Raw genomic sequence first — 21,839 nt, 5'->3', positions numbered from 1 at the left:
CGCGTCAGTCCTCCGGCGCGATCTCCACCCGCAATCCGTCGAACATCGCGATCTGACACGACAGGCGCGACCGTTCGGTGCGATGCTCCGACACATCGAGCAGATCGTCCTCGTCCGCCGACATCGGCGGCAGCCGCGCCAGATCGGCCGCATCGACATAGACATGACAGGTCGCGCACGAACAGCATCCGCCGCAGACCGCCGCCAGTTCGTCGATCCCGCCGTCGCGAATGGCCTCCATCACCGACAGCCCGACCTGTCCGTCAAGGGCGCGTACCGATCCGTCGCGGGTCGTCACGGTCAGCATGGGCATCAGAGCAACTCCTTGAGCGGCATGTTCGCATCGGCCAGCCGGTCGCGCGGCGGCGATGCACCCTGCTCCACCAGCTTGCGCCCCTGCACATAGTCCCGCGTGACGTTCACGCAGTCGAGCGCAATCACCTGCCCCCCGCGCAGATAGACGATCGAAAAGGCACGCGCGGCCATGTCCCCCCGGACCACCGCATCGTCATGCCCGATCGACAGCCCGACCGTCTGCAGGCGCAAGTCGTACTGGTTCGACCAGAACCATGGCAGCGCGGCGTGGGGAGCCACATCGCCGGTCGCGATCAGCGTCGCGACGGTCGCGGCCTGGTCGTTGGCATTCTGCACGCTCTCGACCCGGATGCGCGCGCCTTGCGCAAAGCGGTTCGCCTGCGCCGCGCAATCGCCGATCGCAAAGACATCGGGCAACGTGGTGCGGCACCACGCATCGACCTCCACGCCATTGCCGCCGGCCGCCCCGGCCGCCAGCAGCGGATCGACCGCCGGCACGATGCCGATGCCGACGATCACCATCTCGCACGCGAAGGCGCCGCCATCGGCGGTCCGCACCGACAGCTTGGTCCCCTCGCCACGCTCGACGCAATCGACCGTCACCCCGGTCCGCAGGTCGACGCCCGCCGCACGATGTTCGGCTTCGTAAAAGGCCGACAGCGGCGCCCCCGCGACGCGCGCCAGCACGCGGTCCTGCGCCTCGAGCAGCGTCACCTGCTTGCCGAGCTTCGTCAGCACGGCAGCCGCCTCCAGCCCGATATAGCCGCCGCCGATGATGCAGACCCGCGTCACCCCGTCCAGCTCGGCCATGATCGCATCGACATCGGCGCGTGTCCGGACACCATGGATGCCGGGCAGGTCGTGGCCGCTGCACGTCAACCGGCGCGGGCTGCCGCCGGTGGCCCAGATCAGATGACCATAGCCGAACGCCTCACCGTGATCGGTTTCGACCCGGTGCGCATTGGCATCGACCGCCACGACCCGCCGGCCGAGCAGCAACTCGAGCGACCGCTCCTCCCAGAAGGCCACAGGACGGAGGAGGATGCGGCCGAACGGTTTGTCGCGGGCAAGATATTCCTTGGACAAGGGCGGGCGTTCATAGGGCGGGTCGCGTTCGTCGCCGACGATCGCGATGCTTCCCGCAAACCCTTTCTGCCGGAGCGCAATCGCCGCCTGCGCGCCGCCATGGCCGCCACCGACGATCAGCACATCGAACCGGCGCTCGCTCATTCGGGCTCGACCCGTTCGCGCGCGATCGCCCGGTCGATCATCAACCGCGACCGCACGCCGCCGGCATCGATGTTCAGCTTCAGCAACTTGCGCTCGGGAAATTGGCTCAGGTTGCGCTGCTGCTGTTCGAGCATGTCGAGATCCTCGGAGAAAATCTTGCCCTGCCCCGTGCGGATCGTCTCGGTCAACGCCGCATCGTCGACCGCGAACTGCCGCGCCATGCCCCAGAAATACCAGTGCGACGTCTCGGTCTCCGGCGTGATGAAGTCGACGACGATGCTCGCCGCCTTCTTGTCCGCAGGCGCGTCATAACCGCCCTCCCCCTGCAGCGCGACGCCGACCTCGATCATCACATGGCTGGGCAGGGTGAACCGGCATTTCTGCCACCGGTCGACGACGGCATCCTCGGGCAGGCCCGCGCCGCGCATCGCCATCTGCCAGAAGGGCGGTGCCGTCACGCCGTCCATCGTGCGGCTCGTCACCACTTCCTCGGGCGTCGCCTCGGTCCTGACCGGGGCCTCGTCGATCTCCTTCTGCCCGATGCTGCTGGCATGGACATAGGTTTCGTGGGTCAGGTCCATCAGATTGTCGATCATCAGCCGATAATCGCACGCGATATGGAACAGCCCCCCGCCATAGGCCCAGTCGGGGCTTTCCGCCCAAGGGAGCGGATGCAGCTTATCCGCCGACGCCTGCGCCGGATCGCCCGGCCACACCCAGATAAAGCCATAGCGTTCGATCACCGGAAAATTCTGCGCCGAGGGGAACTTACCGACCTGCTGCCCCGGCATATTGTCGGGCCGCCCTTTGCAGTTCAGCGCCAGCCCGTGATAGCCGCACACGATCGTGTCGTCGCGCACGAAGCCCAAGGACAGCGGCGCGCCGCGATGCGGGCAGAAATCCTCCAGCGCGACCACGGTGCCGCTTGTCGGTCGGAAGAACACCATGCGCCGCCCGGTGATCTGGCGCGCGAGCGGCTTCGCCGTCACTTCGGCAGCGGTCGCGGCGACATACCAGGCGTTGACCGGCCACGTCGCGCGTGGGACATCGGTGGTACGCGGCTTGGCGCGCGCGACGAAGGTGTCGGTGGTCATATCCTGCTCCTGTTCGGTCCGGTTCCTGGTTCCGGTACGCGATCGGGCAACGCTACCACTCGTCCACATCATAAGCATCGCGCATTATCGTTATAGCCAGTATAAGCACGACATATGTCGCCGCTCGACCTCAACCTGCTGCGCGTACTGGATGCGCTGTTCTCGCACGCCAGTGTTTCGGGTGCCGCCCGCGCGCTTGGCCTGACCCAACCGGGGGTCAGCATCGCGCTGCGCCGGCTGCGGGAGCATTTCGGCGACGACCTGTTCGTGCGACAGGGCGGCGCGATGGTGCCGACCGCGCTGGCGGAGGCGCTACGCGAACCGGTGCTGCGCACGCTGGCAACGATCCAGTCGGAAATCCTGCCCGCCGGGCGGTTCGATCCGCTGCGGTCCGATCGCAGCTTCGCGATCAGCCTTTCAGACCTTGGCGACCTTGTTTTCCTGCCCGACCTGATGGCGCGGCTGCGCGAACGGGCGCCGGGCGTCACGGTGCAGTCGGTCGCCGCCGATCCCGCCCAGCTGATCGACGGCATGGCGCGCGGCACGATCGACCTTGCCATCGGCCACCTGACCGACGCCAATTCGGCCAGCCTGTTCGAACAGACGCTGTTCGTGCAGCATTTCGTCTGCCTGGTACGCGGGGATCATCCGGGCGTAGGCGACACGCTCACCCTCGACCAGTTCCTCGCCCTCGACCATATCGTCGTGTCGCAGGAAGGGCGCAGCCAGGAACGGTTCGAACGGCAGGTGCGCGAACTGGGCCTCGACCGCCGCATTGCGCTGCATTCGCCGCATTTCATGAGCGTGCCGCTGCTGGTCGCGGGGTCGGACATGATGACCGTGGTGCCGCAGGCGGTCGGGCGCATCTATGCCCGGTTGCTGGGGCTGAAGCTGTTGCCGCTGCCCTTCACCGTGCCGGGCGTCGAGCTGCGCCAGTTCTGGCACCGGCGCGCGCATACCGACCCGGCGGTGTCGTGGCTGCGCAAGCTGGTCGCCGAATGCTTCATCGGGCGCGACCCGACCCAGGCGCGCGATTCCGTATTCTGGTCCGATTACAGCGCATGACCGAAGCGGCTCCCCGCCGCCCCGGCCCACAGATCAGCGCAAATTCATGCCCAGCCGCACGCCATAGGTGCGCGGCGGATCATAGTTCGCGGTGGTCGAACTCCACACCGTCACCAGCGTGTTGGGCACGCGGCTGTCCTCGACATTGTTGACGAACGCGGTGATCGAATAACGGTCGTCGGCGTCCTCGAACCGCAGGTTCAGGTCGGTCTTGGTATAGGCGTCGCGCCGGCTCTGCGCATAATTCTGCACGTCGCTATAGGTGTGCGACTGGGCATAGAAATCGACGCTGGGGATCACCCGCCCGCCGCTCGACAGGTCGAAGGTGTGGGCATAGCTGAACCGCCCGCTCCACTCCGGCGCATTGGCCAGCCGGTTGCCCGACGCATCGATGCTGAGGTTGGACGGCAGCGGGCGGAAACCGAAGGCGGGTGCAAAGGCATTATAGTTGCCGCTCGCCGAATTGAGGTTGTCCGATGCGGTCGGGAAGGATTTGATCCGCGCGTCGAGGTAGGACACGTAGCCGCTGATCCGGTCGGCGGGCGTTGGACGCAGGCTCGCCTCCAGCTCGATCCCGCGCAGCCGGGCGGTGGCGGCGTTGGTGGTGACGGCCGATACCTGGTTGGTGAGCGGGTTCAGCACGATGCTGGACACCTGCAGGTCCTTATATTCCATGTTGAAGCCGGTGGCGCTGAGGTACAGCTTGCCGTCCAGCAACGTCGTGCGCACGCCCGCTTCGTAATTGGTCACGGTTTCCGGGCGATATTGCCGGAACTGCGGGGCGTTGCCGCTGGCCTCCAGCCCGCCGCCGCGGAAGCCGGTGCTGACCGTCGCATAGACGAGGGTGGTCGGGCTGACCTCGTAATTCGCGCCGACCTTCCAGCTGATATTGTCGAACTTCGCTTCGGGCCGGTTGGTATCGTTCGACAGCGCAAAGACGAACGGGATACCGGGACAGGTCGTGGCGGTAATATTCTGCCGGTTGATCGTGTCGCCGGGGCAGACCAGCTCGATGTTGCGCGCATTCACCTGTTCCCAAGTCGACCGGATGCCGCCGATCAGCTTGAGGCCCGGCAGAATCTCCAGCGTCCCCTGCCCGAACACCGCCTGCGACTTGGTGCCCTGCCCGCGATAGCTGGTGACGACATCGACGCCGCTGATGGTCGAGATGCCGGTGCCGGTCCCGCGCACCTTCGCGCCGATCAGGTTATAGACGGTGTTGAACGGCGCGGGCGCGGTGTCGCCCGCATGGAGCAGCCGCGTGCCCGAAGGCTGGCGATCCTGATACAGGAACCCGCCGACCACGAGGTTCAGGATGCCGCGATCGTAGTTCACGTCGACCTCGTGCGACCAGCTCTCCGTCCGGCGGTCGATCGATTCCTGCGTGAACACGCCGGTCGCGGCATCGATGCCGTCATTCTTGAGCAGCGTGTAGCCCGCCAGATAGGTGAGCGACAGACCATCGGCGACCTGCCACGCCAGCCGCGAGCGCGCCGAATAATATTCGAGGTCCATGCGATTGTCGGTCACCGCCGCCTGTCCGACGTTCAGCGCATCGGTTTCGATCACCTGCCGCGGCCCGAAGGTGCCGGCGGCAAGGTTGCCCTGCGGATAGGTGTTGATGCTGGTCAGGTAGCTGGCCGGGATCGTCCCTTCGTTGCGACCATAGTTCAGCGACAGCCGCCACGTGACCGGCCCGACATCGAGCAAGGAGGTGACGCGCAGCCCCGACTGGTCGGTCTTGCCGTATCCATGACGCGCGGCGTAATGGTCGTCCACCCCGTCATCGACCTGGCGATAGGCGGCGAAGCGCAGGCGGAACGCATCGCTGACCGGCAGGTCGACCGCAGCCCGCGCGCGGACCTCGTTGAAGCGGCCGAGTTGCAGGTCGGCGGTGACCCCGCGCGTCTTGCGCGGATCGGCGGTGTTGATGTTGACGACGCCGGCGGTGGCGTTGCGGCCATAGACGGTGCCCTGCGGCCCACGCAGCACTTCTACCGCGCCCAGGTCATAGAGGCCGAACGACAACGCCTGTGCTGATGGTTCGTAGATGCCGTCGATCTGCGTCGCGACGGTCGAATAGCCGCTGAAGCTGTTGTTGCTGCCGATGCCGCGCACCGCGAAACCGTTGGCGCTCAGTTGCAGGTTCGGCACCGTGGTCGCCAGCGCCGTGGCGGAATCGACGCCCTGCCGGGTCAGCGTATCCTGCGACACGACGCTGATCGCGATCGGTGCGCGCGACAGGCGTTCGGACGTCTTCTGCCCCGTCACGATGATGTCGCCGACCGCGCTGTCGTCGCTCGCGGCGGTCGCGGTGGCGGGTTCGGCGGGCGGCGCGGCATCCTGTGCCCAAGCGGTCGCAGGCAACAGCGCGGTTCCGGCCAGCAGCAACGTCCATCTACGCATCATCATCTCCCCGGTGTCGGTCGTTTTGCCGGACACGAACGAAGCGACGGCAACCGCCGCGCACGGCGCGACCGGTCGACCATGCGGATGCGCCGCATGGTTCCTCTCCTCCGTTGGCATCCTCCAACTGCAATGCTTCATAGCAATATGTTAAATCGTTTGCAAACGGAAGTTGCCACGTACGAAAATAACGTTATCGATCATAACGAAGACGCAAACCGATCGACAGGAATCGGACGCGCCGCAATTGGGAGAGCGGGATGACACTGGAACGACGGGATCTGCTGCGCGGTGCGGCGCTGACGGGAATCGCGGCGATGTTGCCAGTCCGGTCGCTGGCGGCGACACCGCTCGACCCGATCGCGGCGGTTGCCCCCGAACTACGTGCCGCCGCGCGACAGATCCAGGCGATGGTGGCCGCGATGCCGCCGATCACGCAGGCTTATCGAACGATGCGCGCCGGCCCGCAGCCGCCGCCCGCGACCGACATCCCCTATGTCGAACGCCGCATCCCCGGCGCCGCCGGACAGCCGCCGGTAACGATCTATGTCATCAATGCGAAGCCCGGCACGCGTCGCCCGGCGATCCTGCACACCCATGGCGGCGGCTATATCGTCGGTTCAGCCAAGGGGTCGGTCCTGCAGTGCCAGGACATCGCCCGACAGCTCGACTGCGCGATCGTCACCGTCGAATATCGGCTGGCCCCCGAAACCACCTATGCCGGGTCGGTCGCCGACAATCACGCCGCGCTGCTGTGGCTGCATGCCAATGCCGCAACGCTCGGCGTCGATCCGGGCCGGATCGCGCTGTTGGGCGAAAGTGCCGGCGGCGGCCATGCCGCGCTGCTGGCGCTGATGGCGCGCGACCGGCGCAGCGTGCCACTGTGCGCGCAGGTGCTGATCTATCCGATGCTGGACGACCGTACCGGCAGCAGCCGCGCGATACCCCCGTTCATCGGCAAGGTCGGATGGGACGCGCCCGCCAACGTCTTCGGCTGGAAATCCTTTCTGGGGCAGGCACCCGGCGGCGCGGCGGTGCCCGTCGCCGGCGTTCCGGCACGGGTGCGCGACCTGTCGGGCCTGCCGCCGACCTTCATCGGCGTCGGTTCGGTCGACCTGTTCGTCGAGGAGGACATCGATTATGCCCGGCGGCTGATCGCGGCGGGGGTGCCGACCGAACTGGTCGTGACGCCGGGGGCGTTCCACGGGTTCGATGCGGTCGCCCCCGATACCGGGCTTGCCAAGCGCTTTACCGCCGCCAAGATCGCCGCGCTGCGCCGTGCCTTCGGGTCCGACGGCACGCCGACATGACTCATCGACAGGATATTGCCCATGGCCGCCCGTTCCCTGCCCCTTCGCGCCGCGTTGCTGTTGTCGCTCGCCCTGCTGCCCGGCGCCGTTGCCGCGCAGGGCGTCGTGGCTGAACGCCCCGCCCCGCCGGCGGCATGGACCGCCGCACCGTTCGTGCCGCTATGGACCGGCACCCCGCCCGGCGGCGGTTTCCGCCGGGTCGCCGTGCCCGCCGACAGCCCGGCGACCTTCCTGCGCAATATCGACCGGCCCGGCCTGCGCCTGTTCCGCCCGGCACGTGCCAATGGCGCATCGGTAATGGTCATCCCCGGCGGGGCCTATGACTTCCTGTCGATCGGCAACGAAGGCGTTGAGATCGCGGAGCGGCTGAACGCGCTGGGCTATACCGTCTATGTCCTCGTCTATCGCCTGCCGGGCGAAGGCTGGGCCAACCGGTCGGACGTGCCCTTGCAGGATGCGCAGCGCGGCCTGCGCATGGTCCGCGCCGCCGCCACGAAGGACGGGCTGGACCCGCACCGGGTCGCGGTGCTGGGCTTTTCGGCGGGCGGGCATCTGGCCGCCACGCTGGAAACCGATTTCGCGCAAGGCGTCTATGCCCCGCGCGACGCCACCGACCGGATCGACGCCCGGCCCGATGCCGCTGCACTGATCTATCCGGTGATCGCCGCCAGCGCACCCTTTACCCATGCCCTGTCCGCCGAACGGCTGCTGGGGCCGAAGCCCGATGCGACGGCGGTCGCGCGGCGATCGCCCGTCGATCATGTGACGGCGACCACGCCGCCGACCTTCCTGCTGCACGCGATGGACGATGGCGCGGTCGTCCCAGACAACAGCCTGGCGATGATGGCCGCGCTGCGCCGCGCCGGTCGCCCGGTCGAGGCGCATTTCCTGGCCGAAGGCGGCCATGGCTTCGGCGTCGGATCGTCCACTCTGCCCGCCGGCCACTGGGTCGAGGCCTTCGACCATTGGCTGCAACGGGAATCTGCGAAGGCGACGCCAAGCGCCGGTTGACGCCCCATCGATTTTAGCTATGCATAATAGCAAATAACGAGAGGATCGAGAATGCCGGACGTGAAGACCGACGGTTTGACCCGGCGCTCGATCCTCGGGGCGTCGGCCGCCCTGGCGGGATCGGCCGCGTTGCCGGCGCTGGCGGCCACTCCACCCGAACGGCTGACCAGCATCGGCCTGACCTTCGCTTATGAAGCGATCGTGACGCTGGGCAAGGCGGAGGAGGTCGGCGCGACGCCGCTTGGCAAGCGTATCCGCATTCCGATCACCGGCGGCCGCTTCGCCGGACCGCGCCTCTCCGGCACGATCCTGCCCGAAGGGATGGACTGGCAACTGGTCCGCGCCGACGGATCGACCCTGCTCGAAGCCGCCTATCTGATGCGCGAGCGCGACGGCACGCTGATCCACATCACTAATAAGGGCGTCGTGTTCGACGGAAAGGTCCGCACGACCCCGGTGTTCGAAGTGCCGTTGGGCAAGCATCAATGGCTGAACCAGGGCAATTTCCTCGGCACGGTCGGCCCAGCCGATCCGGCGGACGGCGCGGCGGTGCGGATCACCGTCTATCAACTGGCATGACGATGGAGCGCGACATGATGCAACGATCGATCACGATCGCCGCGATGCTGGCCGGATCGGCACTGGCAGGATGCGCGACCCCGGTGACGCCGGTGGCCACGACGCAGGCATCCGCGCCGCAGGGCTGTGCCGCGCTGATGGCGGGCGGTTGGAGCGATCCGACCATGCGCATCCTGACCGCCGACGACCGCGCCGCCGGGATGGTCGTCGACATGGGGATGGGGGCCAAGACCGCCCCCCTGCCCGCGCATTGCGAGGTCACCGGCACCTTACGCGAACGCACCGGGCAGGACGGCCAGAAATACGCCATCCATTTCCGGATGCGCCTGCCCGACCAGTGGAACCGGCGGTTCCTGTTCCAGGGCGGTGGCGGCACCAATGGCGATATCGGTTCGGCGATCGGCCCGCTGAACGCCGGACAGACCGCATTGGCACAGGGCTTTGCCGTCATCAGCCAGGATTCGGGCCATTCGAACGAGACAAACGCCGATCCGGCACGCGGCGGGACGGTGGCGTTCGGCTTCGATGCACAGGCGCGCGCCGACTATGGCCATGCCGCGCTGAAGGCCAGCTACGACGCCGCTCGCGCGATCCTTCGGCGGCGCTATGGCGGCGATCCGGCACACAGCTATTTCGCGGGCTGTTCGAAGGGTGGGCAGGAAGGCATGGCCTTTGCCCAGCGCTATCCCGACGCGTTCGACGGCATCCTCGCCGCCGCGCCGGGCTTCGCCCTGCCCAAGGCGGCGATCGCCGAGGCATGGGACACACAAAGCTATGCGGCCGTCGTCCGCGTGGCCGGTGAACAGAGCGTACCCATTGCGCGGCTGGCACAGGCGTTCTCCAACGCCGACCTGCTGCTCGCGCGGCAGGCGGTGCTGGCGGCGTGCGATGCGAAGGACGGCCTTGCCGACGGGCTGGTCGGTGCGTTCGCACAATGCAGCACCCCGGAGGTCGTCCGCGAACTGCGTGCGCGCCAGTGCAGCGGACAGAAGAACCAGAGCTGCCTTGCCCCGGCACAGATCGATGCGATGGTGCGCGGGTTCGGCGGCCCGCGCGACAGCCGGGGACAGGCGCTCTACGCCAGCTTCCCGTGGGATGCCGGCATGGCCGACAATGGCTGGCGCATCTGGAAGATGGGGCTGGAGACGCCGGCCGTCCCCGCGATCAACGCGGGCATGGGGGCGCCGGCGCTCGCCACGATCTTCTCCACGCCGCCGCGCGCGCTGGGTCCCGGACCACAGGCGGGGATGGACTATGCCATGGCCTATGACTTCGATCGCGATCCCGCCAGGATCCATGCCACCGCGCCGGGCTTTCCGCGATCGGCATGGGCGGACATCGCCGCGCGGTCGAGCGACCTGTCCGCTTTCCGCAGGCATGGCGGGCGGATGATCGTTCCGCACGGCGCGTCCGACCCGGTGTTCTCGATCAACGACACCATCGCATGGTGGAACGATGTCGACGGCAGGAACGGCGGGCAGGCCGCGTCGTTCGTCCGCGTCTTCCCGGTGCCCGGCATGGCGCATTGCCAGGGCGGGCCGGCCACCGACCAGTTCGACGGGCTGGGCGCGCTGGTCCGCTGGGTCGAACAGGGGCAGGCCCCCGACCGGATCGAGGCCAGCGCCGGCCCGATGACGCCATGGCCCGGCCGCACCCGCCCGCTCTGCCCCTACCCGCTGGTCGCCCGGCCGGTGGCGGGGGCGACCGATACGGAAAAAGCGACGGCCTTCACCTGTCAGAAGGCGTAACGCCCCCTCCATCGTCACTCCTGCCTCCGCGGGAATGACGATGGGGTTCGAAGTTTATCCTTCCTCCGGCCAGTATAGCCGCATCGGGTTGTCGACCAACAGCTTCCGCTGCAATTCGGTCGTCGGCGCGATCGCCGGGATCACATCGACCAGCGCACCGTCGTCGGGCAGCACGCTCTCCATATTCGGATGCGGCCAGTCCGTCCCCCACAGCACGCGGTCCGGATAAGCCTCGACCAGCGGCCGCACCGCCGCCACGAAATCGGCATAGGGCGGCCCCGCCGGGTCCAGCCGGTCGGGGCACGTCACCTTGGTCCAGATGTCATCGCGGCTGTCGAGCAGCGACCGGAATGCGGCCAGGTCCGCGCCGTCCGGCCCCTGGGTGACGTCGGGCCGTCCCATATGGTCGATCACCACCGGCACCGGGATCGCCGCCAGAAAGGGGCGCATTTCCTCCAGCAGATCCGCCTCGAAATAGACGACGACATGCCAGCCGAGCCGCGCGATGCGCTGCGCGACGTCAAGGAACTTGTCCTTTGGCGCATCGTCGACCAGTCGCTTGAGGAAATTGAAGCGCACCCCGCGAATGCCGCCCGCGTGCAGCGCATCCAGCTCCGCATCGGTAATCGCGGGATCGACCACCGCCACCCCGCGACAGGTCCCGTCCGACACCGCGATGGCGTGCAAGGTCGCGCGATTGTCGGTGCCGTGGCAGCTTGCCTGCACGATGACGTTGCGGCTGAAGCCCAGCGCCTTGCGCAACGCGAACAGCGCATCCGGGCCGGCATCCTGCGGCAGGTACTTCGCCTTGGCGCTGAACGGAAATTCCGCCTGCGGGCCGAAGACGTGGCAATGCGCATCGACCGCCCCCGGCGGCGGGGTGAAGCGCGGGGTCGACGGCTCCAGCGTCCAGCTGCGGATGCGTCCCTGTTCGTCCTTCACGCAAAAATCTCCCCGTCCATCAATTTGCGCGCGGTGCGCAGCATCCCCGCCTCGACCGGCTGTCCCGCATCGTCCAGCGTGACGACGCATTCGGTAACGCCGGTCGGATGCTCGACGCCCAGCGTCAGTTGCCGTCCCGCCGGCACCCGCGCGACGGAGGCGGCAGGCGATCCTTCGATCAGGCACGCCGTCGCAACACTCACCGCCCCCAGCACGCCGATCGACGCATGGACCCGGTGCGGGATCAGCGACCGCACCGCGATCGCCCCGCCGTCCCTGGGGGCGGCGACCAGCATCATCTTGGGCACCGACTTCGCGGTCACGTCGCCCAGGTTCATCAGCGGTCCCGCCTGCAGCCGGATCGCCTCCACCTTCGCCTTCATCGCGTCGTTCGCGTCGAGGGTTTCGCGATCCTCATAGCCGGTGATGCCGACATCGCTCGCCGCGATCACGACGCAGGGCATGCCGTTGTCGATCATCGTGACCGCGATACCGTCGATGCTATCGACCCCGTTCCCAGTCGGCAGCAGCGCCCCGCACGACGCCCCAGCCGTATCGCGGAACGCCAGCGGCACCGGCGCGGCGGTGCCGGGCACACCACTGATCGCCGCATCACCGGCATAGATCACGCGGCCGCCCGGCGTCTGCACCGTGGCGACCGCGACCTGCCCCGTATTCTCCATGAAGATCGCGACCCGCGTCTCACCAGCCTGCGCCGCGACCAGCCCGCGCTCGATCGCGAACGGGCCCACGCCCGCCAGGATGTTGCCGCAATTCTGCGCATCGGTCACGATCGCCTGGTCGACGAACACCTGCAGGAACAGATAATCGACGTCCACGCCGTCGCGCGTCGAGCGGCTCACGACCGCCACCTTGCTGGTCAGCGGGTCCGCGCCGCCCATGCCGTCGATCTGCCGCGGATCGGGCGATCCCATGGCGCGCAACAGGAACGCGTCGCGTACGGCGGGGTCGGCGGGCAGGTCGTCCTTCAGGAAATAGCCGCCCTTCGACGATCCACCCCGCATCCACATGCACCGCACGCCGTCAGACATATTTCAGCCCCATCGCTTCAAGGCGCGGGCGCATGTCGTAGATGTCGAGGCCCAGTTCCCCGGCCGCCAGCCGCACCCGCTTGCCCTCCTCGGCCGCCTCGCGCGCGCGCGCCTTAACCAGCACCGCCGCCGCATCTGCACGCTTCACCACGCATACGCCGTCGTCGTCCGCCACGATCACGTCGCCCGCCTCCACACCCGCCCCGGCGCAGACGACCGGCACGTTCACCGATCCGAGCGTGTTCTTGACCGTTCCTTGCGCGAACACCGCCTTCGACCATACCGGAAAGCCCATCTGCGTCAGGTCGCGCACATCGCGCACCCCGGCGTCAATCACCAGCCCGCGACAACCACGCGCCATCGCGCTGGTCGCCAGCAGGTCGCCGAAATAGCCATCGACACAGGGCGATGTCGGCGCCAGCACGAGGATGTCGCCCGCCTGCAACTGTTCGATCGCAACATGCACCATCCAGTTATCGCCGGGCGCGGCGGAGATCGTCACCGCGCTGCCCGCGATCCGCGCACCGGAATAGATCGGGCGCAGCTGGTGCCCCAGCAGCCCGATCCGCCCCTGCGCCTCATGCACCGTCGCGACCCCAGCCGCGGCAAGGCCGTCGATGACCGCCGCATCGGCCCGTTCGATATGCTGCACGACGACGTTCATGGCGGTCCTTCCGTTCGGGTAAGTCGGATCGTCCGTCCCGCGTCGCGCCCGGTTATGCCAATCCATCTTGCGCGCACCCGATAAGTTTTTGCTATATCCGCGTCCCGTGAAGCCGTTCGACCTCAACCTGCGCCACCTGCGCGCGATCGGCCATATCGTCGCCGAGCGCAGCCTGAACCGCGCCGCCGATGCCGCCGGCCTGTCACAACCCGCGTTGACCCAGGGTCTTGGCAAGCTGGAGCGACAGCTCGGCACGCAATTGTTCGAGCGGCACCCCGACGGCATGACCGCCACCGCCGCGGGGCAGGCGCTGGCCGAGCGGACCGAACGTGCCTTCGCCCTGCTGGCCGCAATCGGGCGGCGCGGCGGCAAGCGCAGCTTTGCCCGGCCCGACGCGCTGATGACCGCGACCCAGGCGGAGGCGTTCCTGCATTTCGCCGATGCCGGCGGTTTTGCCGGCGCGGCGGCAAGCAGCGGGCTGTCGCAACCGGCGATCCATCGCGCGGTACGCGAACTGGAGGCGATCTGGGCGACGCCGCTGGCCGAACGACGCGGGCGCGGCATGGTGCTGACCGCCGCCGGCCGCGCGCTGGCACGCGGCGTACGACTGGCGGCGGGCGAGATCGCGGCGGGCATCGTCGAGGCGCGCGGCGACGCCGACGAAGGCGGACGCATCGCGATCGGCGCGATGCCGCTCAGCCGTGCGCTGCTGCTGCCCCATGCCCTTGCGCTGTTCCTCGCCGATGCGCGCGGCACGGTGATCGACGTGGTGGAGGGGTCGTGGCGCGAGCTGGTCGACCCGCTGCTCGACGGCGTGATCGACCTGATGATCGGGGCGCTGCGCAGCGATCCGCCCGCCGGGATCGATCAGGCGCCGCTCTTCACCGACCGGCTCGCCATCTTTGCGCGCGCCGGCCATCCGCTCGCGGGTCAGGCAGTCGATCTGGCCCGGCTCGCTGCCCAGCAATGGGTCGTGGGGCCGGTCGGCACGCCGCTGCGCAGCCATTGGGAAACGCTGTTCGCTGGTCGTCCCCTACCCCCGGTGCCGGTCGAATGCGGGTCGGTGATGGTCATTCGCGGGCTGCTGGCGAAAAGCGACCTGCTGACCCTGCTGTCCCCCGATCAGGTCGCGTTGGAGGTCGATGCCGGATTGCTGGTGCGGATCGGGCCTGAACTGACCGATACGGTCCGCACCATCGGCATCACTACTCGCACCGGATGGCGTCCGACCGCCGGGCAGGCACGGTTGATAGCGCTGTTGGAACGCGCGTCGCAGGAAACAAGACTTCAGGAAAACCGATAATCGCCGGCGCTTTCCGATTGGCGGTGAAAAGCGTCGCCTGCCACCCCATGATGCATGGCAACCACCATCGCATCGATCGGGTTCGGGGAAGCGGGGCAGGCATTCGCCCGGCCGGGCATTTGCGCCTATGACCGAAAGGGCGCGGCGCTGGGTGAGGCGTACAGCGCCGCCGGCGTCCTCGGCTGTGACACGCCGCAGGCCGCGCTGGGCGATGCCGACGCGATCTTCTCGCTGGTAACCGCGGACCAGGCACTGCCCGCTGCGCGCACCTATGCCGCGCTGCTCGCTCCCCATGCGCTGTGGCTCGATATGAACAGCGTCGCTCCCGGCACCAAGCGTGCCGCGGCGCAAGCGATTACTGCCGCCGGCGGACGCTATGTCGACGTCGCGGTCATGGCGCCGGTCCTGCCCGCCCGGCTCGCCGTACCGCTGCTGCTCGCGGGGCCACACGCAGCGGAGGCCGAGGTGGTGTTGCGCGGTCATGGCTTTACCAACATCACCATCGCCGGCCCGACCATCGGCGCGGCTTCGTCGATCAAGATGATCCGGTCGGTGATGGTGAAGGGGCTGGAGGCGCTGACCGCCGAATGCGCATTGGCTGCCGACCGCGCCGGGGTGCGCGATGCGGTGATCGCCTCGCTCGACGCCAGCTGGAAGCTGCAGGGGTGGGAAACCCGGATCGATTATAATCTCGACCGGATGATGGCGCATGGCCAGCGCCGCGCCGCCGAGATGGAGGAGGTCGCCGTCACGCTGGAGGCGCTGGGCGTCGAACCGGCCATGACGCGCGGCACGATCCTGCGGCAGCGTGCGCTCGGCAGCCTCGGCCTCACCCCGCCCGATGGCCTGACCGCCAAGCTCGCCGCTTTGGGAGACACTGCATGATTATCGACTGCCACGGCCATTACACCGTGCTGCCCAGGGCACATGACGCATGGCGCGAAGCGCAGGTCGCGGCCTACCAGGCCGGGGAACCCGCCCCGCCCTATCCGGACATCACCGACGCCGATATCCGTCAGACGATCGAGGCGAACCAATTGCGCCTTATCAAGGAACGCGGCGCCGATCTGACGATCTTCTCGCCGCGCGCCTCCGCCATGGCGCCGCATGTCGGCGACGAAGCCATGGCGATCGAATGGGCACGGCGTTGCAACGACCTGATCGCGCGCGTCGTCGGCCTGTTTCCCGAAACCTTCGTCGGCGTATGCATGTTGCCGCAAAGCCCGAAGGCGGACATGACCGCAAGCGTCGCCGAGCTGGAACGCTGCGTGCGCGAGCTGGGCTTTGTCGGCTGCAACCTGAACCCCGATCCCGGCGGCGGCCATTTCACCCATCCGCCGCTGACCGATCGCTACTGGTATCCCTTTTACGAAGCGATGGTCGCGCTGGACGTGCCGGCGATGATCCACGTGTCGGGCAGCTGCAATCCGGCGATGCACGCGACCGGCGGCTATTATATCGCCGCCGATACCGTCGCCTTCATGCAGCTGCTGCAGGGCGACCTGTTCGCCGATTTCCCGACGCTGAAGTTCATCATCCCGCATGGCGGCGGCGCGGTCCCCTATCACTGGGGGCGCTATCGGGGGTTGGCCGACATGCTGAAGAAGCCCGCGCTCGACACGCATCTGATGAACAACATCTTCTTCGACACCTGCGTCTATCACCAACCGGGCATCGACCTGCTGGCGGACGTGATCGACAACAAGAACATCCTGTTCGGCAGCGAGATGGTCGGCGCGGTGCGCGGCATCGATCCGACGACCGGGCAATATTTCGACGACACCAAACGCTATGTCGACGCGCTGGACATCACGGATGCGGACCGCGCCGCGATCTTCGCGGGCAATGCCCGCCGCGTCTTCCCGCGTCTCGACACGCTGTTGAAGGAGCGCGGCCGGTGAGCGAGCCAAGGGACATCCACGCCTATCTCGCCGAGTTCGAGGATATTCCCGGCACCCGCGTCTTCACCGCCGCGCGGGCGCGACAGGGCTATCACATGAACCAGTTCGCCATGAGCCTGATGAAACCCGAGAACCGCGAACGGTGGAAGGCGGACGAGGCGGCCTATCTCGACGAATGGCCGCTGAGCGACGACCAGCGCGAGGCGATCCTGTCGCGCGATTACAACCGCTGCCTCGACTTGGGCGGCAACATCTATTTCCTCGCCAAGGTGTTCTCGACCGACGGCCTGAGCTTCGTACAGGCGGTCAGCACCATGACCGGCGTGTCGGTCGAGGATTATCAGGCGATGATGAACGCTGGCGGCCGTTCGCCCAACGGCGTCCGTTCCAAGAAGGACCCGCGATAATGGCCCGCATCACCGCCGGCGTGGCGACCAGCCACGTTCCCCTGCTCGGTGTCGCGCACGACCTGAAAAAGGATCGCGACGAGTATTTCGGCCCGATCTTCGCCGGATACGACTGGACCCGCGCATGGGAACAGGCGGAGAAACCCGACGTCGTCATCCTCGTCTATAACGACCATGCGTCCGCCTTCGACATGAAGTTCATCCCGACCTTCGCGATCGGCTGCGGCGAAACCTATCAGCCCGCCGACGAAGGCTGGGGCCCGCGGCAGGTGCCCGCCGTCCACGGGCATCCCGACCTCGCCTGGCACATCGCGCAGAGCCTGATCCTCGACGAATTCGACATGACCATCATCAACGAGATGGATGTCGATCACGGGCTGACCGTACCGCTCAGCATGATGTTCGGCGATGTGGCGGAATGGCCGGTCAAGGTCATCCCGCTCGCGGTCAACGTCGTCACCTATCCCCCGCCATCGGGCAATCGCTGCTGGGCGCTAGGCGAGGCGATCGCGCGGGCCGTCGCCAGCTTCCCGGAGGATCTGAACGTACAGGTGTGGGGCACCGGCGGCATGAGCCACCAGTTGCAGGGGCCGCGCGCCGGCCTCATCAACGCCGAATGGGACAATGACTTTCTGGACGGTATGATCGGCGACACCGACCGGCTGCGTCATATCCCGCACATCGAATATCTGCGCGAAACCGGGTCCGAAGGGATCGAGATGGTAATGTGGCTCATCATGCGCGGCGCCATGGGCAAGAGGACCAAGGCGCTACACCGTCACTACCACGTCCCGTGCAGCAACACCGCGATCGGCCATCTCGTGCTGCAACCAGACAATTAAAGCCCTCTCCCCTGCAGGGGAGAGGGTTGGGAGAGGGGCAGTCGACAACCAAGAACGACAGGGCTGGGAATGAGAGACTGCCCCTCTCCCCAGCCCTCTCCCCGCAAGCGGGGAGAGGGAGATCAGTATGAAAATCGCACTCGCAGGCGCCGGCGCATTCGGTGAAAAGCATCTCGACGGCCTGAAGAACATCGACGGCGTAGAAGTCGTCTCGGTCGTTGGCCGCAATCTCGAACCGACCCAGGCGGTGGCCGCGAAATACGGCATCGGTCACGCCACTACCGACCTTGCCGAAACGCTGGCGATCCCCGGCCTCGACGCGGTGATCCTTTGCACCCCGACCCAGATGCACGCCGCGCAGGCGATCCAGTGCCTCGACGCGGGCAAGCACGTTCAGGTCGAAATTCCGCTGTGCGACAGCCTGGCCGATGGCGAAGCGGTGCTGGCCAAGGCGCAGGAAACCGGCCTGACCGCGATGTGCGGTCACACCCGGCGCTTCAACCCCAGCCACCAGTTCGTCCACGACAAGATCACGGCGGGCGAACTGCATCTCCAGCAGATGGACGTGCAGACCTATTTCTTCCGCCGCAAGAACATCAATGCGAAGGGGCAGCCGCGGTCGTGGACCGACCATCTGCTGTGGCACCACGCCGCGCACACCGTCGACCTCTTTGCCTATCAGGCCGGGCCGATCGTGCAGGCGAATGCGATCGAAGGACCGCACCACCCCGATCTCGGTATCGCGATGGACATGTCGATTCAGCTGAAGGCGGAAAGCGGTGCGATCTGCACCCTGTCGCTGTCGTTCAACAATGACGGGCCGCTCGGCACCTTCTTCCGCTATATCGGCGACACCGGCACCTATATCGCGCGCTACGACGATCTGGTGACCGGCAAGGAAGAACCGATCGACCTGTCGGGCGTGGCGGTGTCGTCGAACGGGATCGAACTGCAGGACCGCGAATTCATTGCCGCGATCCGCGAAGGGCGCGAACCCAATGCCAGCGTGGCACAGGTCATGCCCTGCTACCGCATCCTCGACGCCCTCGACCGGCAACTGGCGGCCGCACGATGAGGGCTCCGGTCGTCATCATCGGCGCAGGTCCGTCCGGCCTGTTGCTCGGCCACTTGCTGCGCGCCGAGGGAATCGACTGCATCCTCGTTGAACGTCAATCTCCCGACTATGTCCTCGGCCGCATCCGGGCCGGGGTGCTGGAAGCGGTGACGACCGGCCTGATGGCCCGGCTTGGTCTCGACCAGCGGTTGCGGGCGGAAGGACTGGTCGAGGAAGGCTTCAACCTGGCCACCGCCGACCATCTGATCCGTATCGATATCAAGGCGCTGACCGACAAGCACGTCACGGTATATGGCCAGACCGAGGTCACGCGCGACCTGATGGATGCGGCCGCCGAACGCGGCCTGACGATCGTTTACGAAGCCAAGGACGTGGCGCTGTACGACATCGATACCGACGCGCCGTTCGTTACCTTTACCAGGGACGGCGTGGCGACCAGGATCGATACGCAGTTCATCATCGGTTGCGACGGGTTTCACGGCCCCTCACGCAAGGCGATCCCCGCATCGGCGGTGCGCGAGTTCGAACGGGAATATCCGTTCGGCTGGCTGGGTATCCTGGCGGATGTACCGCCCTGCCATCCCGAACTGATCTACGCCAACACCGATCGCGGCTTCGCGCTGGCATCGATGCGTTCGGCGACGCGCAGCCGCTATTATATCCAGGTACCGCTTACCGACCGGGTCGAGGATTGGAGCGAGGACCGGCTGTGGGACGAATTGTCCGAACGGTTCGATCCGCTTTCTCACCACGGCGTGGCACGCGGGCAGGCGCTGGAAATGTCGATCGCGCCGCTGCGCTCCTATGTGTTCGAAACGATGCGTCATGGCCGCCTGTTCTTGGCCGGCGACAGCGCACACATCGTTCCGCCAACCGGGGCCAAGGGGCTGAACCTTGCGGCATCCGACGTCGCCTATCTGTCGGACGCGCTGATCGCATTTTTCAAGCGCGGTGACGATACCGGTTTGACCGGCTACCAGCCCCGCGCGCTGGCACGAATCTGGAAGGCCGAGCGGTTCAGCTGGTATCTGACCAAATTGATGCACCGCTTCCCGGAAGACGGGGCGTTCGAACACCGGATGCAGACCGCCGAGCTGGATTACGTGGCCACGTCGCGCACGATGCAGACGGCGATCGCGGAGAATTATGTCGGGTTGCCGTTATAGCCGCCGGACGCGAAAAAGCCCCGGACGCTGGTGCGTTCGAGGCTGGACAGATCGAGATGGTTGCGGGGACAGGATTTTACCGCTGTAGAACTCGATTTAAGTTGCCAAGCGGCTTGATCGTAGGCCCGTGACGCTCGAAAGCGACCTGATGGACCTGCACATACAAATCCTGCACCGTTAGAAATAGACGCTAGTAGTGAGTAAGAGACGCAAGAACCTAGGTGTTCAGTCCCGGCATCTGGTGGATCGGATCAACGATGAACCGGTCTGGCTCTGAGGTCCAGATCTTGGCGATGTATTCGTAGGGGGTGAGCCCGCTGAGCGTCTTGAGTCGGCGGGCGAAGTTGTAGGCTGCCATGAAGTCGGCGAGGTGCGTGCGCAGCTGGCCGTGGCTCTCGTAATGGAAGCGTTTGACGGTCGCTTCCTTGATGGTGCGGTTCATCCGTTCGACTTGGCCGTTGGTCCACGGATGGTTCAGCTTTGTCAGACGGTGCTCGATGTCGTTCGCCTCGCAGATCATGTCGAAGCGCATCTGACGCGACCAGGCGGTGTTGCGGTTACGAGGCTGGTCGGCAAACTGGATGCCGTTGTCGGTCAGGATGGTGTGGATGCGGTAAGGCACGGCCTTCAGCAGGTGTTCGAGGAACTCCCACGCGGTTCGCCTGTCCGCCTTGTCGACCAACTGGGTGACCGCGAACTTGCTCGTGCGATCAACGGCGACGAACAGGTAAAGCTTGCCTTCGGCGGTCTGCACCTCGGCGATATCGAGGTGGAAGAAGCCGATGGGATAACGCTTGAAGCGTTGACGCTTCGGCTTGTCGCCTTCGATGTCCGGCAGGCGGGAGATGCCGTGCCGCTGGAGACAACGATGCAGCGCTGACCGCGTCAGGTGCGGAATCGACGGCTGCAACGCGTACAGGCAGTCGTCGAGCGGCAGCAGCGTGTGGCGCCGGAACGCCACAACCATTGCCTCCTCGGCCTCGGACAAGGTGGTTGAATGAGGAGCCTTCGGCCCGGTCTTCAGATCCTCGACCGTCGCCCGTTTCCGCCACTTCGCGACCGTCTTCGGGTTGATCCCCAGCTCTCGGCTCAGCGTCGCGAGCGAAGCTTGCGATCGCTGTATTGCTGCTCGGACGGCGTGCGTGGTCGTGGCGCACCCATGACGAACATGTCCCATGCGGCTTCCTTCCATTCCAACGAAAGGATCGCACCATCAAACCGTGGGATCAAACACCTAGGCAATGGGTCGCTGAATACAGAAACGACACGCTTGTCGCTCTATCGAGTTAGAATTGCCTACCCAACGCGCCCCAGTCCCAACCCAAGCGCCGACCAAGGCGAACGGCCTTCCACAAGGCAACATCGCGTCAAGCTTCGTCATGTATCTGAAGAAAAGTGGTGCCCCACAGGGGACAAAGCTGGGCACTCAGATTGTTGGACAATTTCCATCGCCCGCCGGTGATGCGCGCGCGATACGGCTGACGTTTCAACGAAGCCGGCAGTAAAGCCTCGCTGCCATTTTAATCAGCTACCCACTTTACCGGGATGCGCAGATAGGTCACGCCGTTGGCCTGCGCCTCTTGGAAGCGGCCTGCTCGGATGTTGACCTGTATCGACGGCAGCAGGAGCTTGGGCACCGAGAGTCCGGCGTCCCGCTGCTCGCGCATCGCGACGAAGTCGTCCTCGGTCACACCGTCGTGAACATGGACGCTGGCGCGCCGCTGCTCGC

At 66.6% G+C, this 21,839-nt stretch carries 20 protein-coding genes and 1 pseudogene; 12 read left to right on the top strand and 9 right to left on the bottom strand.

Features of this window, described 5'->3' with window-relative positions; translation table 11 throughout:
* Nucleotides 1–4 precede the first annotated feature (4 nt).
* From QZ755_RS07900 to QZ755_RS07890, 3 genes are read right to left on the bottom strand one after another with little or no spacing between them, the layout of a single operon-like run.
* Nucleotides 5–313: a 2Fe-2S iron-sulfur cluster-binding protein gene (locus tag QZ755_RS07900; RefSeq protein WP_294321665.1), complete on the bottom strand. Its 309-nt coding sequence runs from the start codon at nt 311–313 to the stop codon at nt 5–7.
* Complete coding sequence (locus tag QZ755_RS07895) at nt 313–1,545, bottom strand: FAD-dependent oxidoreductase (protein WP_294321663.1); 1,233 nt, start codon at nt 1,543–1,545, stop codon at nt 313–315. The genes QZ755_RS07900 and QZ755_RS07895 overlap by 1 nt, the downstream gene beginning before the upstream one ends.
* Nucleotides 1,542–2,639: an aromatic ring-hydroxylating dioxygenase subunit alpha gene (locus QZ755_RS07890; protein WP_294321662.1), complete on the bottom strand. Its 1,098-nt coding sequence runs from the start codon at nt 2,637–2,639 to the stop codon at nt 1,542–1,544. The genes QZ755_RS07895 and QZ755_RS07890 overlap by 4 nt, the downstream gene beginning before the upstream one ends.
* A 114-nt stretch (nt 2,640–2,753) precedes the next feature.
* Between QZ755_RS07890 and QZ755_RS07885 the strand changes: the two genes are divergently transcribed.
* Complete coding sequence (locus tag QZ755_RS07885; RefSeq protein ID WP_294321660.1) at nt 2,754–3,704, top strand: LysR family transcriptional regulator; 951 nt, start codon at nt 2,754–2,756, stop codon at nt 3,702–3,704.
* 33 nt (nt 3,705–3,737) lie between these two features.
* On the opposite strand, the gene QZ755_RS07880 is transcribed toward QZ755_RS07885, so the two are convergent.
* The gene (locus QZ755_RS07880; protein WP_294321658.1) at nt 3,738–6,116 is read right to left on the bottom strand and encodes a TonB-dependent receptor; all 2,379 of its coding nucleotides are present in this window, start codon (nt 6,114–6,116) and stop codon (nt 3,738–3,740) included.
* A gap of 254 nt (nt 6,117–6,370) precedes the next feature.
* Between QZ755_RS07880 and QZ755_RS07875 the strand changes: the two genes are divergently transcribed.
* The 4 genes from QZ755_RS07875 to QZ755_RS07860 are packed head-to-tail and all read left to right on the top strand — an operon-like array spanning nt 6,371 to nt 10,758.
* Nucleotides 6,371–7,420, top strand: coding sequence for an alpha/beta hydrolase (locus tag QZ755_RS07875; protein ID WP_294321657.1), 1,050 nt, complete (start codon nt 6,371–6,373; stop codon nt 7,418–7,420).
* A 21-nt stretch (nt 7,421–7,441) separates the two neighbouring features.
* Nucleotides 7,442–8,431, top strand: a complete 990-nt coding sequence (locus QZ755_RS07870) for an alpha/beta hydrolase (protein ID WP_294321655.1) — start codon at nt 7,442–7,444, stop codon at nt 8,429–8,431.
* A 60-nt stretch (nt 8,432–8,491) separates the two neighbouring features.
* Entirely contained in the window at nt 8,492–9,010 is a 519-nt protein-coding gene (locus QZ755_RS07865) for a DUF3237 domain-containing protein (RefSeq protein ID WP_294321653.1), read from the top strand.
* Between the two features lie 14 nt (nt 9,011–9,024).
* Nucleotides 9,025–10,758, top strand: coding sequence for a tannase/feruloyl esterase family alpha/beta hydrolase (locus QZ755_RS07860; protein ID WP_294321652.1), 1,734 nt, complete (start codon nt 9,025–9,027; stop codon nt 10,756–10,758).
* 54 nt (nt 10,759–10,812) lie between these two features.
* Here QZ755_RS07860 and QZ755_RS07855 read toward each other — a convergent pair whose 3' ends face one another.
* Genes QZ755_RS07855 through QZ755_RS07845 form a run of 3 tightly spaced genes read right to left on the bottom strand, consistent with a single transcriptional unit; the run spans nt 10,813 to nt 13,416 of the window.
* On the bottom strand, nt 10,813–11,700 hold the full coding sequence (locus QZ755_RS07855) for an amidohydrolase family protein (RefSeq protein WP_294321651.1): 888 nt from the start codon (nt 11,698–11,700) through the stop codon (nt 10,813–10,815).
* Nucleotides 11,697–12,752, bottom strand: a complete 1,056-nt coding sequence (locus QZ755_RS07850) for a 4-oxalomesaconate tautomerase (protein WP_294321650.1) — start codon at nt 12,750–12,752, stop codon at nt 11,697–11,699. Before QZ755_RS07850 ends, QZ755_RS07855 begins: the two co-directional genes overlap by 4 nt.
* Nucleotides 12,745–13,416: a 4-carboxy-4-hydroxy-2-oxoadipate aldolase/oxaloacetate decarboxylase gene (locus tag QZ755_RS07845; RefSeq protein WP_294321649.1), complete on the bottom strand. Its 672-nt coding sequence runs from the start codon at nt 13,414–13,416 to the stop codon at nt 12,745–12,747. The genes QZ755_RS07850 and QZ755_RS07845 overlap by 8 nt, the downstream gene beginning before the upstream one ends.
* A 106-nt stretch (nt 13,417–13,522) precedes the next feature.
* On the opposite strand from QZ755_RS07845, the gene QZ755_RS07840 reads away from it, so the two are divergent.
* The 7 genes from QZ755_RS07840 (at nt 13,523) to pobA (ending at nt 20,110) form a co-directional block, all read left to right on the top strand.
* Nucleotides 13,523–14,719, top strand: coding sequence for a LysR family transcriptional regulator (locus tag QZ755_RS07840; RefSeq protein ID WP_294321648.1), 1,197 nt, complete (start codon nt 13,523–13,525; stop codon nt 14,717–14,719).
* 54 nt (nt 14,720–14,773) lie between these two features.
* On the top strand, nt 14,774–15,604 hold the full coding sequence (locus QZ755_RS07835; protein ID WP_294321645.1) for an NAD(P)-dependent oxidoreductase: 831 nt from the start codon (nt 14,774–14,776) through the stop codon (nt 15,602–15,604).
* Complete coding sequence (locus tag QZ755_RS07830; protein WP_294321642.1) at nt 15,601–16,620, top strand: amidohydrolase family protein; 1,020 nt, start codon at nt 15,601–15,603, stop codon at nt 16,618–16,620. The genes QZ755_RS07835 and QZ755_RS07830 overlap by 4 nt, the downstream gene beginning before the upstream one ends.
* Complete coding sequence (gene ligA, locus QZ755_RS07825; RefSeq protein WP_294321640.1) at nt 16,617–17,027, top strand: protocatechuate 4,5-dioxygenase subunit alpha; 411 nt, start codon at nt 16,617–16,619, stop codon at nt 17,025–17,027. Before QZ755_RS07830 ends, ligA begins: the two co-directional genes overlap by 4 nt.
* On the top strand, nt 17,027–17,869 hold the full coding sequence (locus QZ755_RS07820; RefSeq protein WP_294321639.1) for a class III extradiol dioxygenase subunit beta: 843 nt from the start codon (nt 17,027–17,029) through the stop codon (nt 17,867–17,869). Before ligA ends, QZ755_RS07820 begins: the two co-directional genes overlap by 1 nt.
* Before the next feature lie 127 nt (nt 17,870–17,996).
* Complete coding sequence (locus QZ755_RS07815; RefSeq protein ID WP_294321637.1) at nt 17,997–18,944, top strand: Gfo/Idh/MocA family oxidoreductase; 948 nt, start codon at nt 17,997–17,999, stop codon at nt 18,942–18,944.
* Nucleotides 18,941–20,110, top strand: a complete 1,170-nt coding sequence (pobA, locus tag QZ755_RS07810; protein WP_294321635.1) for a 4-hydroxybenzoate 3-monooxygenase — start codon at nt 18,941–18,943, stop codon at nt 20,108–20,110. The genes QZ755_RS07815 and pobA overlap by 4 nt, the downstream gene beginning before the upstream one ends.
* A gap of 217 nt (nt 20,111–20,327) precedes the next feature.
* Here the strand turns inward: pobA and QZ755_RS07805 are convergent, their stop codons facing one another.
* Nucleotides 20,328–21,287, bottom strand: coding sequence for an IS481 family transposase (locus QZ755_RS07805; protein WP_294321633.1), 960 nt, complete (start codon nt 21,285–21,287; stop codon nt 20,328–20,330).
* Between the two features lie 343 nt (nt 21,288–21,630).
* Nucleotides 21,631–21,839: pseudogene (locus QZ755_RS07800) on the bottom strand (MBL fold metallo-hydrolase); the annotation flags it as partial.

Origin of the sequence: uncultured Sphingomonas sp. (assembly GCF_913776855.1) — a bacterium.
GTDB lineage: Bacteria > Pseudomonadota > Alphaproteobacteria > Sphingomonadales > Sphingomonadaceae > Sphingomonas.
Note: the sequence above shows the minus strand (reverse complement) of the source record. Positions and strands in the feature narration are given on the sequence as shown.

Bases quoted from the DNA above. Each gene is read 5' to 3' on its own strand.
- QZ755_RS07805 (WP_294321633.1), bottom strand. From the start codon at position 21,287: ATGGGACATGTTCGTCATGGGTGCGCCACGACCACGCACGCCGTCCGA.
- QZ755_RS07835 (WP_294321645.1), top strand. From the start codon at position 14,774: ATGGCAACCACCATCGCATCGATCGGGTTCGGGGAAGCGGGGCAGGCA.
- QZ755_RS07890 (WP_294321662.1), bottom strand. From the start codon at position 2,639: ATGACCACCGACACCTTCGTCGCGCGCGCCAAGCCGCGTACCACCGAT.
- pobA (WP_294321635.1), top strand. From the start codon at position 18,941: ATGAGGGCTCCGGTCGTCATCATCGGCGCAGGTCCGTCCGGCCTGTTG.
- QZ755_RS07830 (WP_294321642.1), top strand. From the start codon at position 15,601: ATGATTATCGACTGCCACGGCCATTACACCGTGCTGCCCAGGGCACAT.
- QZ755_RS07845 (WP_294321649.1), bottom strand. From the start codon at position 13,416: ATGAACGTCGTCGTGCAGCATATCGAACGGGCCGATGCGGCGGTCATC.
- QZ755_RS07895 (WP_294321663.1), bottom strand. From the start codon at position 1,545: ATGAGCGAGCGCCGGTTCGATGTGCTGATCGTCGGTGGCGGCCATGGC.
- QZ755_RS07850 (WP_294321650.1), bottom strand. From the start codon at position 12,752: ATGTCTGACGGCGTGCGGTGCATGTGGATGCGGGGTGGATCGTCGAAG.
- QZ755_RS07875 (WP_294321657.1), top strand. From the start codon at position 6,371: ATGACACTGGAACGACGGGATCTGCTGCGCGGTGCGGCGCTGACGGGA.
- QZ755_RS07885 (WP_294321660.1), top strand. From the start codon at position 2,754: ATGTCGCCGCTCGACCTCAACCTGCTGCGCGTACTGGATGCGCTGTTC.
- QZ755_RS07815 (WP_294321637.1), top strand. From the start codon at position 17,997: ATGAAAATCGCACTCGCAGGCGCCGGCGCATTCGGTGAAAAGCATCTC.
- QZ755_RS07820 (WP_294321639.1), top strand. From the start codon at position 17,027: ATGGCCCGCATCACCGCCGGCGTGGCGACCAGCCACGTTCCCCTGCTC.
- QZ755_RS07870 (WP_294321655.1), top strand. From the start codon at position 7,442: ATGGCCGCCCGTTCCCTGCCCCTTCGCGCCGCGTTGCTGTTGTCGCTC.
- QZ755_RS07880 (WP_294321658.1), bottom strand. From the start codon at position 6,116: ATGATGATGCGTAGATGGACGTTGCTGCTGGCCGGAACCGCGCTGTTG.
- QZ755_RS07860 (WP_294321652.1), top strand. From the start codon at position 9,025: ATGATGCAACGATCGATCACGATCGCCGCGATGCTGGCCGGATCGGCA.
- QZ755_RS07900 (WP_294321665.1), bottom strand. From the start codon at position 313: ATGCCCATGCTGACCGTGACGACCCGCGACGGATCGGTACGCGCCCTT.